The sequence below is a fragment of the Singulisphaera rosea genome, from assembly GCF_054877945.1.
The window spans coordinates 133,072-148,857 of sequence record NZ_JBTYIP020000006.1; the positions used below are offsets into that span (position 1 = coordinate 133,072).

Annotated in this window: 11 protein-coding genes; 5 read left to right on the forward strand and 6 right to left on the reverse strand. The window is 66.5% G+C overall.

The window, feature by feature from the left end; genetic code table 11:
* Positions 1 to 258 precede the first annotated feature (258 nt).
* The 3 genes from ACYOEI_RS13485 to ACYOEI_RS13495 all read left to right on the forward strand — a co-directional run bounded on the left by ACYOEI_RS13485 (position 259) and on the right by ACYOEI_RS13495 (position 4,941).
* Entirely contained in the window at positions 259 to 2,220 is a 1,962-nt protein-coding gene (locus ACYOEI_RS13485; RefSeq protein ID WP_462850020.1) for a DUF1592 domain-containing protein, read from the forward strand.
* A 5-nt stretch (positions 2,221 to 2,225) separates the two neighbouring features.
* Positions 2,226 to 3,548 carry a DUF1552 domain-containing protein gene (locus tag ACYOEI_RS13490; RefSeq protein ID WP_462850021.1) on the forward strand — a complete coding sequence of 441 codons (1,323 nt, stop codon included), beginning with the start codon at positions 2,226 to 2,228 and terminating at the stop codon, positions 3,546 to 3,548.
* 82 nt (positions 3,549 to 3,630) lie between these two features.
* Positions 3,631 to 4,941 carry a sigma-54-dependent transcriptional regulator gene (locus ACYOEI_RS13495; RefSeq protein WP_462850022.1) on the forward strand — a complete coding sequence of 437 codons (1,311 nt, stop codon included), beginning with the start codon at positions 3,631 to 3,633 and terminating at the stop codon, positions 4,939 to 4,941.
* Positions 4,942 to 4,968: 27 nt separating this feature from the next.
* Here the strand turns inward: ACYOEI_RS13495 and ACYOEI_RS13500 are convergent, their stop codons facing one another.
* Entirely contained in the window at positions 4,969 to 5,925 is a 957-nt protein-coding gene (locus ACYOEI_RS13500; RefSeq protein WP_462850023.1) for a tetratricopeptide repeat protein, read from the reverse strand.
* A gap of 421 nt (positions 5,926 to 6,346) precedes the next feature.
* On the opposite strand from ACYOEI_RS13500, the gene ACYOEI_RS13505 reads away from it, so the two are divergent.
* Positions 6,347 to 8,251: an APC family permease gene (locus ACYOEI_RS13505; RefSeq protein WP_462850024.1), complete on the forward strand. Its 1,905-nt coding sequence runs from the start codon at positions 6,347 to 6,349 to the stop codon at positions 8,249 to 8,251.
* Positions 8,252 to 8,326: 75 nt separating this feature from the next.
* Here ACYOEI_RS13505 and ACYOEI_RS13510 read toward each other — a convergent pair whose 3' ends face one another.
* The 5 genes from ACYOEI_RS13510 to ACYOEI_RS13530 form a co-directional block, all read right to left on the reverse strand.
* A complete protein-coding gene (locus tag ACYOEI_RS13510; RefSeq protein ID WP_462850025.1) occupies positions 8,327 to 9,031 on the reverse strand; it encodes an ABC transporter ATP-binding protein in 705 nt (234 codons plus the stop codon).
* A 133-nt stretch (positions 9,032 to 9,164) separates the two neighbouring features.
* The gene (locus ACYOEI_RS13515) at positions 9,165 to 9,980 is read right to left on the reverse strand and encodes a DUF4198 domain-containing protein (protein WP_462850026.1); all 816 of its coding nucleotides are present in this window, start codon (positions 9,978 to 9,980) and stop codon (positions 9,165 to 9,167) included.
* 55 nt (positions 9,981 to 10,035) lie between these two features.
* On the reverse strand, positions 10,036 to 11,178 hold the full coding sequence (locus tag ACYOEI_RS13520) for a tetratricopeptide repeat protein (RefSeq protein WP_462850027.1): 1,143 nt from the start codon (positions 11,176 to 11,178) through the stop codon (positions 10,036 to 10,038).
* A 34-nt stretch (positions 11,179 to 11,212) separates the two neighbouring features.
* The gene (locus ACYOEI_RS13525; protein ID WP_462850028.1) at positions 11,213 to 12,622 is read right to left on the reverse strand and encodes an ABC transporter permease; all 1,410 of its coding nucleotides are present in this window, start codon (positions 12,620 to 12,622) and stop codon (positions 11,213 to 11,215) included.
* Between the two features lie 21 nt (positions 12,623 to 12,643).
* Positions 12,644 to 14,059, reverse strand: a complete 1,416-nt coding sequence (locus ACYOEI_RS13530) for a DUF2705 family protein (RefSeq protein WP_462850029.1) — start codon at positions 14,057 to 14,059, stop codon at positions 12,644 to 12,646.
* Positions 14,060 to 14,469: 410 nt separating this feature from the next.
* On the opposite strand from ACYOEI_RS13530, the gene ACYOEI_RS13535 reads away from it, so the two are divergent.
* Positions 14,470 to 15,498 carry a DUF1559 domain-containing protein gene (locus ACYOEI_RS13535; RefSeq protein ID WP_462850030.1) on the forward strand — a complete coding sequence of 343 codons (1,029 nt, stop codon included), beginning with the start codon at positions 14,470 to 14,472 and terminating at the stop codon, positions 15,496 to 15,498.
* Positions 15,499 to 15,786 lie beyond the last annotated feature (288 nt).

A 15,786-nucleotide genomic window follows, 5' to 3' on the forward strand; every position in this document is an offset into this window, starting at 1 on the left:
TCGCCGGGAATGTTCTTCACCACAAAGGCACCAAGGCACAAAGGGGAGAATCCCGTGAGGACGATTTCACCTTCGAGCATCCTCCCGGAGTCCTCGGTGCCTTTGTGCCTTCGCGGCAAGAATCCAATCGCGTCGACCGAACAGAACTTGGTGGACTTTGACGAAGGATTTCCGCTTAGGTTGCTGCCTCGAAAGATATCGTGAATATTTATGACTTTGATAAAGCGAAAAACCATTGGACTCATATCGTGCCTCGCAATGATCGTCGGTTGCGACCTGCAGGGCCGGGCGTCCGCGCCGGGGACGGCGGCCCTCGCGCCGGAGCGTCGCGAAGGGGAGCCGGCGACCGTGCTCGCATCGCCCGTCCGCCCGCATCCTGAATACGGCCGGGACGTCGCCCCGTTGATCGAGACGTACTGTGCCCGGTGCCATTCGAGTGAGGTGGCCGAGGGGGGCGTCGTCCTGGACGACGTCGACGCCGGGCCGATCGACGACGAAGCCCGGGCGGTCTGGCTCCGCGTGGCGGCCCAGTTGAGCTCGGCGAGCATGCCGCCGCAAAAGGCTCCCCACCCCTCACCGGTGGAGTTGGAGACAATTAACACCTGGCTCGACCACGCGGTCTTCCCCGCGGACTCCGCCCCTCCGCCGAGCGTGGCCCGACGGCTCAACCGTGCCGAGTACAACAACACCATCCGGGACCTGCTCGGGCTCGACCTCCGCCCGGCCGAAGACTTCCCATCCGACGACCTCGGCTACGGGTTCGACAACATCGGCGACGTACTCTCGACGTCTTCGGTGCATGTGGAGGGGTACCTCGCCGCCGCCGACGCGGTGATCGATCGGGCGTTCGCTAATCCCGAGGCCCGGGGACGGATCATGGACCCGACGCCGGACCGAGTCCCCCGGGCGTTCCGGCGATTCCGGCCTCCCGTCCTTTCCCGAGGGGAGAAGCGTCTTTACGTCCCCAAGAAGGCTGCCGAAGACCCCGAGTTGGCAAAGCAGCAACGGATCTACGACATCCTCCGCGGTTTCGTCGACAGGGCTTATCGTCGGCCTGCGGCACATGAAGAAGTGATGCGGTTGCTTGGGATCGTCGAGTCGGCCGAGCGAGACGGCGAGGGCTTCGAGCCGGCGATCAAGCTCGCTCTCAAGGCGGTGCTTGTGTCGCCGCACGTCCTCTTCCGGCTCGGTCCGGGCGCGGCCGAAGGCCCGGCGGACCTGCCGATCCCGGACAACGACTTCGACCTGGCGTCGCGGCTCTCCTACTTCCTCTGGAGCAGCATACCGGACGAGGAACTGTATCGGCTGGCGGGCCTGGGTCTGCTCCGCCCCCGCGCGACCCTTCGAGCCCAGGTCGGGCGGATGCTCCGCGACCGCAAGGCCCACGCCCTGGCCGAGAACTTCGCTGGCCAGTGGCTCCAGACGCGCAAGCTCGAAGGGCTCACGCCCGACCCCGCCCTCTTCCCCGAGTTCGACGAGCCGCTCCGGGCGGCGATGCTCGAGGAGACCGAACGATTCTTCGCGTCGATCGTCGACGAGGATCGACGCCTCCTCGAATTCCTCGACGCGGATTACACGTTCGTCAACGAGCGGCTGGCGCGGCACTACGGGATCCCCGGGGTGAAAGGCGAGGCATTCCGCCGAGTCTCGCTCGAGGGCACGGCCCGCGGAGGTGTTGTGACCCTCGCGAGCGTCCTCGCGGTCACGTCGAACCCGACTCGGACGTCGCCGGTCAAGCGCGGCAAGTGGATCCTCGAGAATATCCTGGGCAGCTCCCCGCCACCGCCTCCGTCGGGCGTGGAGGCCCTGAAGGACGGTGGAGTGCTGGGGCACGCGGGGACACTCCGAGAGCGGATGGAACGCCATAGGGCCGACCCGGCGTGCGCCTCGTGCCATCGGCAGATGGATGCGCTCGGCTTCAGCCTGGAGGATTTCGACGCCGTCGGCGCCTGGCGGACCCTGGAGGGCGGCCGGCCGATCGACTCGTCCCTCGGGCCGTCCGGGCTCCGCGCCGAGCTCTCGTCGCGTCGGGAGGCGTTCGTCCGCTGCTTCTCCGAAAAAATGCTGACATACGCAATCGGGCGAGGGTTGACGCGGGCCGATCGCCGCGAGGTCGATCGGATCGTGGCCGCGGTCTCGAAGGACGGATACCGGTTTTCGGCGCTCGTGCTCGCGATCGTCGAGAGTGGGCCGTTCCTGTCCATTGAGGGGAGGCGGTGAGGACCATGAGACGACCGATCTCGCGACGGACGATGTTGAGGGGGATAGGCGTGACGTTGGCATTGCCGTTCCTGGAGGCCATGGCCCCGGCCGGGTCGGCCTCGGCCCGGGGGATGTCTCCCGTCCGCATGGCCTTCTTGTACGTCCCCAACGGCATGCATATGCCGGACTGGACCCCGAAGGGAGTCGGTGCCGGATTCACGCTGACGCCGACGCTCGAGCCGCTCCGAGAGGTCGAGCAACACATACTCGTCCTGAGCGGCCTGACGTTGGACAAGGCCCGCGCTCACGGGGATGGCGGCGGCGACCACGCCCGGGCCATGGCCGGCTTCCTGACGGGCTGCCACCCGAGGAAGACCGACGGGGCGAACCTCCACGCCGGTGTCTCCGTCGATCAGGTCGCGGCGCGGATGATCGGGAGGGCGACGCGTTTCCCCTCGCTCGAGCTCGGATGCGAAGGGGGCAAGTTCGCCGGCGAATGCGACCATGGTTATAGTTGTGCGTATCAGTCGAACTTGTCATGGCGGGGCGAGACGCCCGTCGCGAAGGAGATCAACCCACGCCTGGTCTTCGACCGCCTCTTCGGGGGCGCCGTCGGCGACGAGGGGCGTGCGCGGGGGGATCGCCGCCGCAAGAGTATCCTCGACTTCGTGGTCGAGGACGCCAGGAGGTTCGAGTCGACGCTCGGCGCCTCCGACCGTCGCAAGCTGGACGAGTACCTCACCGGCGTGCGCGAGGTCGAGCGGAGGATCGGCGTCGGGTACTCCGCTCTGGCATCGGGACCGTCGCGCCACCCGAGGCCGCTCGGCATTCCCGCCGACTACCAGGAGCACCTCCGCGTGATGGCGGACCTCCTCGTCCTCGCGTTCCGGGCCGACCTCACGAGGGTCGCGACGTTCGTCTTCGCGAACGACGGGAGCAATCGCGGCTACCGCGAGATCGGCGTGCCCGACGGCCACCACGACCTATCCCACCACGGGGGCGACCCCGCCAAGCAGGAGAAGATCCAGAAGATTAACGCCTTCCACATCACCCAACTTGCCTATATCTTGAAGGCCCTGTCGTCGGCTTCCGAGGGGGAGGGGACCTTGCTGGATCACAGCATGATCCTGTACGGGAGTGGCATCAGCGACGGCAATGCCCACAGCCACGACGAGCTCCCCATCCTGCTCGCGGGGAAGGGGGGCTCGATCAAGCCCGGCCGGCATGTCCGCTACCCGAACGAGACGCCGATTACGAATCTCTACCTGTCGATGCTCGACCGCGCGGGGGTGCCGATCGAATCGTTCGGCGACAGCACGGGCCGCCTAGGTGGCCTGGACGGGTGAGGCGGGAAGGCCCGGCTCGCCTCCTCACGCGGATCGCGACCGGGCGACCATAGGACTGACTTCGCCGGGGACTCGTGGGCTAATGCGTGTCCTGATCGTCGACGACGAGCCGAATGTCCGCCACGTCCTGGGGGTGGCCTTGGAGGCGCTGGGCCATTCCGTCGAGCAGGCGGCCTCGTTGGCCGAGGCACTCCGTCGCATCGAGCAGCGGCCTTGCGACGCGGCGTTGGTCGACCTCAGGCTCGGGCCCGATTCGGGGTTGGAGCTTTTGGAGCGACTGAAGGCCGTCCGGCCTCGCCTCTTGGTGGTCATCATCACGGCCTATGCGAGCATCGGGACGGCCGTCGAGGCGATCCGCCGAGGCGCGTCGGAGTATCTCCCCAAGCCGTTTACGCCCGAACACCTCCGCACCGTCCTGGAAAATCTCCCATGGCCGTCCGGCTCGGCGGACGACGAGACGGATGCCGCCGAGCTCGAAAGCCCCGATCCCCACATGAAACGCCTCCTACATCAGGCCCGCGTCGTGGCCGTGACCGACGCCGTGGTCCTGATCCGTGGCGAGAGCGGGACGGGGAAGGGGGCGCTCGCGCGGGCCCTTCATGCCTGGAGTAAGCAAGCGGGCGGTGAATTCGTCACCGTCAGCAGCCCGAGCCTCGGGCCAGAGCTGCTCGAAAGCGACCTGTTCGGACACGTGCGCGGGGCATTCACCGGGGCCGTCCGCGACGTCGTCGGCAAGGTGGCGATCGCCGAAGGGGGCACCCTATTCCTCGACGAGGTCGGAGACATGCCCCTGGCCCTCCAACCCAAGCTCCTGCGATTCCTCCAGGAGCGGAGGTACGAGCGACTCGGTGAGGCCCTGACCCGCTCCTCCCGAGCCAGGCTCGTCGCGGCGACCAATCGCGACCTTGAGTCCGCCGTCGCCTCGGGCCTCTTCCGCGACGACCTCCTCTATCGGCTGAACACGGTGGAACTGACCCTACCCCCACTCAGGGAACGGAAGGACATCCTCGACCTGGCGGACCGATTGCTCGCCTCCTTGGCGCGTAAGGCGGGCCGGCGCATCGACGACTTCTCCGAAGGCGCCCGTGAGGCCTTCGCCCGATATCGCTGGCCCGGCAACGTCCGCGAGTTGCGGAACGTCATCGAACGCGCGGTGATCCTCGCCGAAGGGCCAACAATCGGCCTCGCCGACCTGCCGGAACGCGTCGTGATGCCTGGTCGAACAACCCACGACGGCCCCGTCGAGGTCGGCCGCCGGGTCTCCCTCGAACGCCTGGAACGCGAGCACATCCGCCGAGTCCTGGCCGAGGCTGCCAACGTCGAGGAGGCCGCGAGGATCCTCGGGATCAACCGGAGCACCCTCTACCGCAAGCGGAGAGGCTTCCGCCCTTGATCCCCCGCGAGGATGGAGCCGCCGGCGTCACTCGGTGCCTCGATGCGGTGTCTTTGCCCGATAGCCCTCGAGTCGCTCCTGCCAACCGCTCTTGTCCGGGCCTGAATGGAAGGCGATCGCCTTCTGCTGGCATCCGACGGCCCTGGCAAAGTCGCCCGCTTCGGCGCATGCCGCGGCGAGGGCGTTGAGGGCGAATGGGTCCTTCCAACCATTCAGCTCGCAAGCGAGAGTTGCGGATTCCACCGCTTTCGGACCGTCGCGGAACGTCTCCTCGGGGCATGTCGACCACAGCCAGGCGCGGACGCTATACGCTTTGGCGAACTTCGGGTCGAGGCGGATCGCCTCGTCGTAATCGGCGATCGCTCTCGCAAAGTCCTTCCGGCATGCCCAGGCATTTCCGCGGGCTGTATACGCTTTGACATATTTGGGATCGAGTTCGATCGCCTCGCTGTAGCCGGAGATGGCCTTGGCGTAATCCCCAGTCATCTCCCAGGCGATGCCTCGGTTGTAATACGCGGCAGAGAGGCCCGGATTCAGGCGGATCGCCCTATCGAAGTCCTCGATGGCCGCCTCATATTCTTCTTTCGCGATCCGAACGGATCCGCGGCAGACATAATGGCCCGCATCGTTAGGGTTTGAAAGAATCCTGTCGCTGTAATAGTCAGCCGCTTTCTCGTGAAAGATGATTTGCTTCGCCTGGACCCAACCCGAGGTGCCGCTCGCCTCGTCTTGGAGCCAGAGCCACTCGCCGTTCACCCGCTCCACGCGATAGACGCGGACCGATTGCCTGCGGGTCCCCGAGACCGCCAGGCTTTTCGCCACCCCCTCGTCGTCGACGACCTCGTTGCCGACCTTCAACACGGTGCCGACCTTCGTGAAGACCTTGCGGCCGATCCACGGGTCTTTGACGACGTCCTCGGCGAGGGCCGTTGATGCCCACGCGATCGTGACCATTGCCGCCTGCCACATCCTCGAATGCCGCATCACTACCTCGCCTCGACGTAGGCCGTCCTGAACCACTATCGACGATTCTCGAAGGGCTCGACATCGGATTTCCGGGGCGCACGTACCCCTCCGACCGACCCCTCGGCGGGCCGCGAAGGCGGATCGACGGTGTGTTTCAAAGGGCCGGGCCACGCCCGACTGGTGGTGGGTATGCCTTCGCACGAATGTACCCGGCTGAATGGTTATGCAGGGCGCATGCCGCGCGCGGCATGGTTCTCGCACGGTCTATTTCAGGCTGCGGTCTCGGGATCGCCTTCGCCGCGTACTCGACGCGGCATTGCATTTCGCCCGAGCCGCATTGAGAATTGCACGCCGAGATCGAGGGCGGCGGTCCGGCTCGTGGCGTCGGTGTGGCAGGGGCCATCCACCGGCACGAGAATCGCCCGCGGAGCGGTCGGACATGTCTGTGATGGATTATCTCTTCGGGAGGCCCCTGGCCACCGACGAGGAAGGTGAGCAGCGCGTCGGGGTCTGGACCGGGATCCCCATGCTCGGCCTCGACGCCCTCAGCTCGGCCGCCTACGGCCCCGAGGCCGGCCTCACGCTGCTGCTCCCCCTCGGGATCTCCGGGATCGCCTACATCGGGCCGATCTCCACCCTGATCATCCTCCTGCTCCTGATCGTCTACGTCTCCTATCGTCAGACGATCGGGGCCTATCCGCACGGCGGCGGCTCGTACACCGTCGCCCGCGAGAACCTGGGCACGACGGCCGGACTCCTGGCTGCGGCGGCGTTGATGCTCGACTATGTGCTGGTCGTGGCCGTGGGGATCTCGGCCGGCGTCGGGGCCCTGGTCTCGGCCATGCCCTCGACCCAGCCGTATACGCTGCCGCTCTGCCTGGCGATCCTGGTGATGATCACGGCGATCAACCTCCGCGGCATCCGGGAATCCGGCCTGGCCTTCCTGGTGCCGACTTACCTCTTCATCGGCTCGCTGCTCACGGTGCTGGCTGTCGGGATGTTCAAGGCCTTGTCGTCCGACGGGCCACCGACACCGTTGGAGCCGCCGGTGCCCCAGGGGCCTGCGGTGGCGGCGAGCCTATGGATCCTGACCCGCGCCTTCGCCAGCGGTTGCACGGCGATGACCGGGGTCGAGGCGGTCAGCAACGGCGTCTCCGTGTTCCGGGAGCCGACGGTCGCCCACGCCCGGCGGACCCTGGCGGCGATCATCGGGCTCCTGGTGGTGATGCTGGCCGGGATCGCCTACCTCTGTCGGGCCTATAGCATCGGGGCAACCGAGCCGGGAGCCACCGGTTACCAAAGCGTCCTGTCGCAGCTCGTGGCCGCGGTGGTCGGCCGGGGAGTCTTCTACTACATCACGATCGGGTCAACGCTGGCGATCCTGGCCCTCTCCGCCAACACCGGATTCGCCGACTTCCCCAGGCTTTGCCGCGTGATCGCCCAGGACGGCTTCCTGCCCAACGCCTTCGCCCACCGGGGCCGCCGGCTCGTTTACACCTGGGGCATCCTCGTCCTCGCGGCGTTGGCCGGCGGGTTGCTCGTGGCGTTCGGTGGGATCACCGACCACTTGATTCCGCTCTTTGCCGTGGGGGCGTTCCTGGCGTTTACGCTGTCGCAGGCGGGGATGGTCATCCATTGGCGCCGCACCGGCGGCCGGCACGCGTCGAAGGCGATTGCGATCAACGCCGCGGGCGCGTTCTGCACGGCCGTGACGCTGGTGGTGGTGCTCGTCTCCAAGTTCGCCGAGGGGGCCTGGGTGATGGCCTTGCTCATCCCGACGTTGCTCAGCCTATTCGTCGGGGTCCATTCGCATTATCGCAACGTGGCCCGCGAGGTGGCGACGGACGCCCCGCTCGATGCCGAGGGCCTGACCCCGCCCCTGGCCTTGTTGCCGATCCGGGGGTGGAGCTCCCTGACGCGCAAAGCCCTGCGATTCGCCCTGAGGGTCTCCCCCGAAGTGTACGCGCTGCACGTCGCCGGCGACGAGCAAACCATGGTGTCGCTCGAAGACGGATGGGAGAAAAACGTCCGAGAGCCGGCGCTGGCCGCCGGGCTCACCCCGCCGAAGTTGATCGTGGTCTATTCGCCCTACCGTCGGCTCTTCGGCCCGCTGAAGCAAGTCGTCTCCGATCTCCAGCAGACCCACCCCGGACGAGTCATCGCGGTCATCGTCCCCGAGCTCGTGGGGACGCGCTGGTACCATTACGTCCTCCACAACCGGACGGCGTCGGTCATCAAGGCCTATCTCCTCCTCAGTGGCTTCCGCCGCATCGTCGTGATCACCGTCCCCTGGTACCTATCGGAAGGCGTCGACCCCCCGCTCGCGGCCGTGGGAGAAAACTGAAGATCTGATGGAGTCATCATGCCTCTGCGCACGGCCGGCGATCGAAGGCCCGCGTCAAGAACCGTTGGAAAATTGTCAATCCATCATGTGTTCGAGATAGAGGGCCTCCAGGTCCGAGTGGCCGATCTCGGCCGTCGGCATCGTCCGGACGAGCTGGCCATGCTTCATGATGCCGATGCGGGTGCCGCTCTCCTTGGCACGGAAGAGGTCATGGGTGGCCATCAGGATCGCGACCCCCTCGCCGCTTAATTGCTCGAGCAGTTCCGAGAATTCGTTGGAGGCCTTGGGGTCGAGCCCCGAGGTCGGTTCGTCGAGCAGGAGGGCCTCCGCCCCCTTGGCGATCGCGATCCCGATCCCGACTTTTTGGCGCATCCCCTTGGAATAGGTCGAGACGCGACGGCGGGAAGCCTCCTCGGAGAGCCCGGCCCTCGCGAGGAATTCGCCCAGTTGGGTGCGCGAATAGTGCCCTTTGCCGGCCAGGGCCGCGAAGTATTCGAGGTTTTCGAGCCCCGAGAAGTTGCGGTAGAGCATGACTTGCTCGGGGATATACGCGAGGTGACGTTTCGTCTCCAGCGGATGCTCGGCGACGTTCATCCCCTTGACGATCGCCGCCCCCGATGTCGGCTGGAGGAAGTTGAGGAAGAGGTTGATCGTCGTCGTCTTGCCCGCCCCGTTCGCACCGAGCAGGCAGAAGATCTCACCCGCCTCGATCGTCAAATTGAGCCGATCCAGCGCGAGGCGGTCGTCGTATCGCTTCGTGAGGTCGATCGCTTGCAACATCGGGGGGTGTCTTCTCGGTTCGAGGGGGAGGGCAGGGGGCATCCCCTGGCCCGATGTCTGTGGGAAAGGGCGTCGGCGTTGACGGTGGCAGAAACCCGGCTTTGAAGAAAAAGCCGGGCTTCGGAAGAGACTGTCATTTGTCGCTGACCGGGATCGAGACGGTGGCCACGTAACGCTCGTTGTCGAAGGCGGCACGATTCTCTGGGTCGGACTCGATGATGTGCAGGACGTCGAGCACCCACGTCCCCGGCTCGACCAGTTCGAGTGCGACGCGCCCCTCGGAGTCGGTCTCGCCCGAGATCGTGGGGATGCCGTCGGGGTTTCTGCTCGTGCTCGCGGCCGACAGCTTGGTGTTCGCCAGCGGCTTGCCCTTGAAGAGGACGCGGGCGTGGACCGGGCGATCGGCCGAGTAGCCCGTCTTGCCAGGCGTCTCCTCGACGAGGATCTCCAGGGTGTGGCCGAGGGCCGGCGTCGGCTGGCCTTCGGAGATGTTGTTGAGCACGACCGCCTTCGAGAACTGATGGCTCCGCGCCGACGTGGTCAGCTTCGCACCGACGGGCAGCTTGGCCTCGGTCTTCGGGAGTCGCATGAAGCCGAGCTTGCCCGAGGCTTCGGTGTAGGAAACGTAGATGATCGGCTTGCGGACGACCTCGATCTGGTGGAGCCCGGCTTCATCGAATTGGACGTCGTGGGCGTGCATCGACTTGCCCGACTTCTCCAGTGGCTTGATCGAGCCGGACGGAGTGTGGATCTGGAACGCGCCGACCTCTTCGGCGGGGATCAACTCGTCGACCGGGAGCAGGTGCCCGTACGACAGGTAGACCGTGGTCTTGAAGCCTTCCTGAGGCACGGGCCGGGTGACCAGGACGCGGAGCGTGTGGGCCGAGGCCGGCAGGGCGGCCGCGGCGGCCAGGACCAAGGCGAGGAACGGGGGCCTGCGAAGGGTCATCGATCACCTCTCAAGATGGAGAACTCGGTGTTTCCCGGTGGAATGGCGCCGTGGCTTACTTGCGGAGTTGCTCGAGCCGCGTCCGGGCGTCGCGCGACAGGACCGGGTCGAAGCTCGGGTTGAGCTCGAGGGAGCCGGACAGGAGACGCTTGGCGTCGTCGGGTTTCCCCCGGGCCAGGGCGATCCGGCCGGCGTGGTAGAGGACCAGCGGGTCTTTGGACCCGAGCTCCAGGACCGGTTGGAGGATCGCCTCGGCCCGCTCGTCGTCGCCGCGAAGGTGGAGGACCCAGGCGAGCGTGTCGCCGGCCTGCACGCTTGGGCCGTCCTTGTAAACGGCCTCGGCCAGTCCAAGGGCCTCGCCCGCCGTCGCCTGGCTCTCGGCGAGAAGCAAGGCACGCGCCCCGCGGTGTGCGGGCTTCCCCTTCGACAACTTGATCGCGCGGTCGAGATGACGCTGGGCGGACTTCGCGTCGTTGCGGGCCCGGTAGAAGGCGACCAGGCCCGCGAGGATCGTGGGGTTGTCCGTCCGGGCCATGACGGCCCGCCAACTCCGCTCGGCCCGCGCGGCATCCCCTTGGGCGCCGTAGACCTGCGCGAGGCCGGCGGTGGCCTCGCCGGCGAACAGGCGCGGATCCCGCTCGTCGTGCGGGATGTCCAACGCGTGGAGCTTCGCGTGGGCGTCGCCGACGAGGGAGATCGCCTTCTGGAACTGCTCCTTGGCGACCTCGAGCCGACCGGTTCGGAAGGCGAGGCCGCCGAGGAGCGTCCGGTAGTCGCCGAGGGCGTTCGCCCCATCCAGAGACTCGGTCGAGCTCAGCGACGTCCGCTTCGCGTCGACCGCTTGATTCATCAGGGCCAGGGCTCGGTCGAGGTCGCCTCGGACCTCCGAGACTCGGGAGAGGGCCGCGAGTCGGGCGGGCTCGGACGGGTTCGGGCCCGGCGAGCTGAGCGAGGCCTCAGCCTCCGCATATCGCCCTAGCCCCAGGTAGGCCTGCCCGAGGAGGATGCGCGACTCGGCCTCGGGCGGGGCCGAGGTCTTCTCGAGCAGCGTCAGCGCCTCGCGATACCGGCCCGCCTCAATCAATCGTGACGGCTCACGAGACACCGAGTTGTCGGGGCCCGCGGCGGCGACGGTCGAGGCGAGCGCAAGTCCCAACAGGATCGGGCGGCGGATTCGGGATGAGGGGGATTCGCTCATATCGTGGCTCGTAAACATCAATGAGATTCTAGTCCTAGCCGACGACCGGGAAGCGTCGCATCGCGATTCGGCCCAGAAGGCCGACGACGAGCGTCGGAACGATCAGCCCCACCAGCCCGACCGCGACCCGAGAGGCGACCGCCCCCAGGGGCTCCTCCCGGAAGGCAAAGGTGGGGAGCTGCCCGAGGTCGACGGCCCGGATCGGTTCGCCGCGGAGGATCCTCGGGCGGAAGAATTCCAGCCAACGCCCGTGAAACGCGTCGACCTGCTCCGCGTAGGAGCGGTAGCGGGCCGATCCCGTCCCGGCCACGTCCTGGAGGGCTTCCAAGGTCGCGATCGCCGGGGAGAGGAAGCGGAATCGGTCGACCAGGGCCTGCTGTCGGACGAGCTGGGACTCGAAGCGTCCCAGGACCTCGGCCACGCCCGCCTCGGTCGCTTCCTGCACGGCGAGCGATTGGACGGCGAACTCGTTGGCCTCGTCGCGGCCTCGGGCGAGCTCCGGATGCGCCTCGAGGAACTTCGCATTCAGCCGAGGCCCCTCGGCCTGGGCCCGATCCGAGGCGGATCGGATCGACTGGATCAACTCGACCCGAGAGGGGACGGGGAAGCTCGTCCGGACGATCACGTTGCCCAGGGCCGGGATGACCGAGACGAGCACGAGCCACGTCCCGGCCAGGGCGAGCGCGTTCGTCGCCGACCCTCGGCCGAACGCATTGACGGCCACCGCGAGGGCGAACCAGAAAGCGCCATAGGCCGAGACGACCGCGATCCAGAGCCCGAGCCGCGCGACGTTCTCCCCGCCCGGTTGGCCCGTGGTGAGGGCGAATCCCAGCAGCGAGATCGCGATCGACAGTCCCAGGACCACCACCCCTCGGGCGAGGACCTTGGCGAGGACGAGCGTCCTGAGCTCGACCGGCTGCGAGAGGATCAGGACCAACGTCCCTTGCTCTTTCTCTCCCGAGAGCAGGTTATAGCTCAGGGCCAGGATGACCAACGGATACAGAGAAACGATCACGAATCCCAGGTCGAAGCGGCCCGAGAGGAGATGGGTCGGATTCTCGATCTCGTCATCGGCCTGATTCGACTGGCGGCTCGCGGTCGTGACCAAGGCGTGATACGGATAAAGATCACTTTGCCCGATCACCAGGGCCGACAGCGGGCCGGGGGACATCTCGGCTTCTCGTACCCCGAGCGCCGCGCCGACCTGGTCGGCGGGGATGCTCCGGCCCTCTCCGGATGAGCCGAGCCTCACCTTCAGGGCGACGAGCCGGGCTTCGTCCGCGCGGCGGACCTCGGCCAGGACGTTGCGCTGGAAAGAGGCCCACGAGGCACCGTTGTAGATCCCGTACCCGACGACTGCCGCCAGGACCGCAAAGATGGCGGCGAGCGTCCGGTCGACGGCCATCTGACGGGCTTCGTGTCCGATGATTCTGATCAAGGGCATCGCGAACGCTTCCGGAAGGTTTCAGTCGGCCCGAAGGCTGCGAGTCGAGCGCCGGACGAGCCAGACGGCGCCCAGGAACCAGGCCGCGAGCGAGAACCAGGCGAGCCCCTGGCCCTTCATGGTGGCCGTCAGGTCGGTCGGCTCGAATCGATAATCGGGCATGCTTCGCCAGAGCTCGGGGCCGGCCTGGTACATGAAACCGAGGTCTGCCCCGTTCACCTCCAGGTCCCGGTTCAAGGCCCGGACCAGCTCGCGGCGGTAGGCCTCGGCGGATTCGGCGAAATCCCGGGCGTGTCGGTTATCGGTCTCGGCCAGGGCCATCGACAGGTCTCGGATGGCGAGGGTCGGGAAGAGGAGGCCAAGGATGCTGCGACCGCGATCCTGGCGTTTAAAAGCATCCCAGAGGGCGCCGTAGTGGCGATCGAAGACCGAGTTGCCGTACTCCTCGCCCGCCTGGAGCGCGACCCCTTGGAAGTTGATCGGGAGCTCTTCGATCGTTCCGACGCCGTGCTTCGCGAGCAACTCCTGCTTGAGACGATCGAGGCGCTTGTCCTCGGGGTCATGGCCGTTCAGTCCACCTTTGATCTCGCGCTGAATCGAGGCGGTGAACTCGACCGAGGAGGGGGTCCGGACGGACCGTCGGGCGAGGTCGGTGGCCAGTCGAGGGGCGACCATGGCGTTGACGATCCAGAAGCCGAGCAAGGCGACCAGCGCACCTCGCGACGATCGGGCGTGGGCGGAGACGAGCAGCGAGATCGCGAGGAAGATGCCGAGGTAGAGGAGGTAGCCGGCCGCGAGTATGAGCGCCTCATACCACGCATGGGAGGCTCCAGGAGTCCCCCTCATCAAGAACAGAACCCCCAGGCCGATCGCAGGCAAGAGGATCAGTCCCAGGGCGGCGGCCAACCCCAACGCCTTGCCGATCAGCAGCGCCGAGGGGCGGACCCCGAGGCTGAGGAGCTGGCGCAGGGTGCCTTGCTCGCGTTCTCCCGCGAGGGCGGAGAAGGTCAGGAAGATGATCAGGAGCGGCACGAGCGATTGCAGCACCGCCGCGGCCGTCAGCTCCCCGAACCTCTGCAACGCGGTCGAGTCGCGGGCGGGGCGATTCCGGACCTCGTTTCTCCGGTGGGCCTCGAGGTGGACCGAGACCCCGGTATAAGGGTCGATCCCCGAGTCGAGGAACGCCATCGGTGATTTCGGCTTGAAGACATAAAGCCCGTAATGGGCGGCGGCGTGAGGGTTCTTCTCCTCCTGCCCCTCGAAATGGCGACGCGCCTCCGCCTGGGCACGCGCGTGCTCCTCGCGCACGTCCCGCCATCCTCGCCAGCCCACGGCCATCGCCGCCGCGAGCAGGAGCATGACCGTGGCCGCCGCCCAGCGGAAGCGGCCGTCGCGGACGAGATCCACGAATTCTTTGCGGGCAATGCGAAGGATCATGAGATTTTCATGAAACGAGGAAATTCCTAAACCACTGCCCTTTGCGATGCGTACGCTCGTCGAGGCTTTCCCGCCGAACCCCCGCCAACGTCATTGAGCTATGCCCGAGCAGTAGGCTCGCCCAGGCCATCCGGCACGAAGGGCAGGGGGTCGTAGTACGTTTTTTGGGAACGTAATACCTGTAGCCGCACCCGATCGTCGCGTCAAGCGTCGCCTCCCGAACTCCATGGAAAGCCGGATTTTTGCGGGAGAACGGCCTGGGTCCCGACTAAGGGGCTTGATGTCGGGCCAAACGGCGCCGAGCAGACGTCTTGATTTCGAGGGGGTTGCACCGGCCGGGAGGGCGCGGTATTACGTTTTTTAAGATCGTGCTACTGTGCCCTCGGTTCGTTTTACAGGGACCCCCCGACATGTCTCGACGTGCGTTTACGTTGATCGAACTCCTCGTCGTGATCGCCATCATCGCGGTCTTGATCGCCTTGCTCTTGCCGGCCGTGCAGGCGGCACGAGAGGCGGCCCGCCGGGCGCAGTGCGTCAACAACCTCAAGCAGTTGGGCATCGCCCTGCACAATTACCACGACACGCTGGGCCGATTGCCGTACGGGGCGATCGTGGCCCCGAAGGGCAATTTCTGGTATCCGTCGGGAGTGGGGGGAGAGCACTACCGATACTCGGCCCTGGCGATGCTCGCCCCTTTCCTGGAGCAGTCGCCGATCTTCGGGGCCTTGAATTTCAGCTATCCGATCTACATGCCGGACGGGAGCCTCTCGGCGACGAATACCACGGTCTTCTCGCTGAAGGTCAGCATCTTCCTCTGCCCGAGCGACACGGGGCGGATCGTCCAGCCGGGGTTCGCTCCGGCCAATTACATGGCGTGCGCGGGCAACGGGATGCCGGGGGGCTCTGCGTTGTATGAGAACCCCAACGGCTGCTTCTATTACAACTCGGGTGTGACCTTCGCCGGGATCCAGGACGGCCTCAGCCAGACGGCGATGATCAGCGAGAGCATCCTCGGCCTGGCCAGCGGCCCGTTCCAGGTCGCCCCCGGCACGGTCGTCAACCCGAAGGAGATCATGGCGCAACAAGTGGCCGTCGACATCAACGCCCTCCCGCCGGCCGACCTGACCGTCGCAGAGTGCAATTCCGCCGGCGCAGGCACGTCCGGCTACTACAACGCCCAGCGCGGAGGGAGCTGGGCCCAGGGCGACTTCCGCCATGCCCTCTACACTCACTATTACCCACCCAACTCCCAATCCTACGACTGCCTGCGTGGCAGCGACTATGGCTGGAAGACCGCCCGCAGCTACCACAACGGAGGTGTCAACGTCCTCTTCGGCGACGGCCGGGTCCAGTTCGTCAAGGACTCGATCGCCGTTGCATCGTGGTCAGCGTTGGGCACTCGCGCGGGGGGGGAAGTGGTTTCGTCGGATTCCTACTAATCCGTGCGTCGCAATCCGTCGAAAGGAGAGGTTTGTCCGAAGCGTTCGATTTTTTCGAAATCCGACATAGGGTTGACCCCGCCCTCCATGTTGGTGATGATAAGCCCGCTTCTGTACCAAGCCTTCCTGTTGAAATGCCCGCCGAAATGGAGTCATCGCCCTCCGATGGTCCGTCGCGTTCCAATGCTCGAGTGCCGTGAACTGCTCCGCCGGTTGTTACTGGCGTGCGTGTTCTGTTGCGGCCTGGGCTGGAATGGGGCGATGGCGTCCTCGATCTCGGTCGCCGTT

Excerpts from the sequence above, each read along its gene's own strand:
- ACYOEI_RS13485 (WP_462850020.1), top strand. The coding sequence starts at position 259 with ATGATCGTCGGTTGCGACCTGCAGGGCCGGGCGTCCGCGCCGGGGACG.
- ACYOEI_RS13490 (WP_462850021.1), top strand. The coding sequence starts at position 2,226 with ATGAGACGACCGATCTCGCGACGGACGATGTTGAGGGGGATAGGCGTG.
- ACYOEI_RS13495 (WP_462850022.1), top strand. The coding sequence starts at position 3,631 with ATGCGTGTCCTGATCGTCGACGACGAGCCGAATGTCCGCCACGTCCTG.
- ACYOEI_RS13500 (WP_462850023.1), bottom strand. The coding sequence starts at position 5,925 with ATGCGGCATTCGAGGATGTGGCAGGCGGCAATGGTCACGATCGCGTGG.
- ACYOEI_RS13505 (WP_462850024.1), top strand. The coding sequence starts at position 6,347 with ATGTCTGTGATGGATTATCTCTTCGGGAGGCCCCTGGCCACCGACGAG.
- ACYOEI_RS13510 (WP_462850025.1), bottom strand. The coding sequence starts at position 9,031 with ATGTTGCAAGCGATCGACCTCACGAAGCGATACGACGACCGCCTCGCG.
- ACYOEI_RS13515 (WP_462850026.1), bottom strand. The coding sequence starts at position 9,980 with ATGACCCTTCGCAGGCCCCCGTTCCTCGCCTTGGTCCTGGCCGCCGCG.
- ACYOEI_RS13520 (WP_462850027.1), bottom strand. The coding sequence starts at position 11,178 with ATGAGCGAATCCCCCTCATCCCGAATCCGCCGCCCGATCCTGTTGGGA.
- ACYOEI_RS13525 (WP_462850028.1), bottom strand. The coding sequence starts at position 12,622 with ATGCCCTTGATCAGAATCATCGGACACGAAGCCCGTCAGATGGCCGTC.
- ACYOEI_RS13530 (WP_462850029.1), bottom strand. The coding sequence starts at position 14,059 with ATGATCCTTCGCATTGCCCGCAAAGAATTCGTGGATCTCGTCCGCGAC.
- ACYOEI_RS13535 (WP_462850030.1), top strand. The coding sequence starts at position 14,470 with ATGTCTCGACGTGCGTTTACGTTGATCGAACTCCTCGTCGTGATCGCC.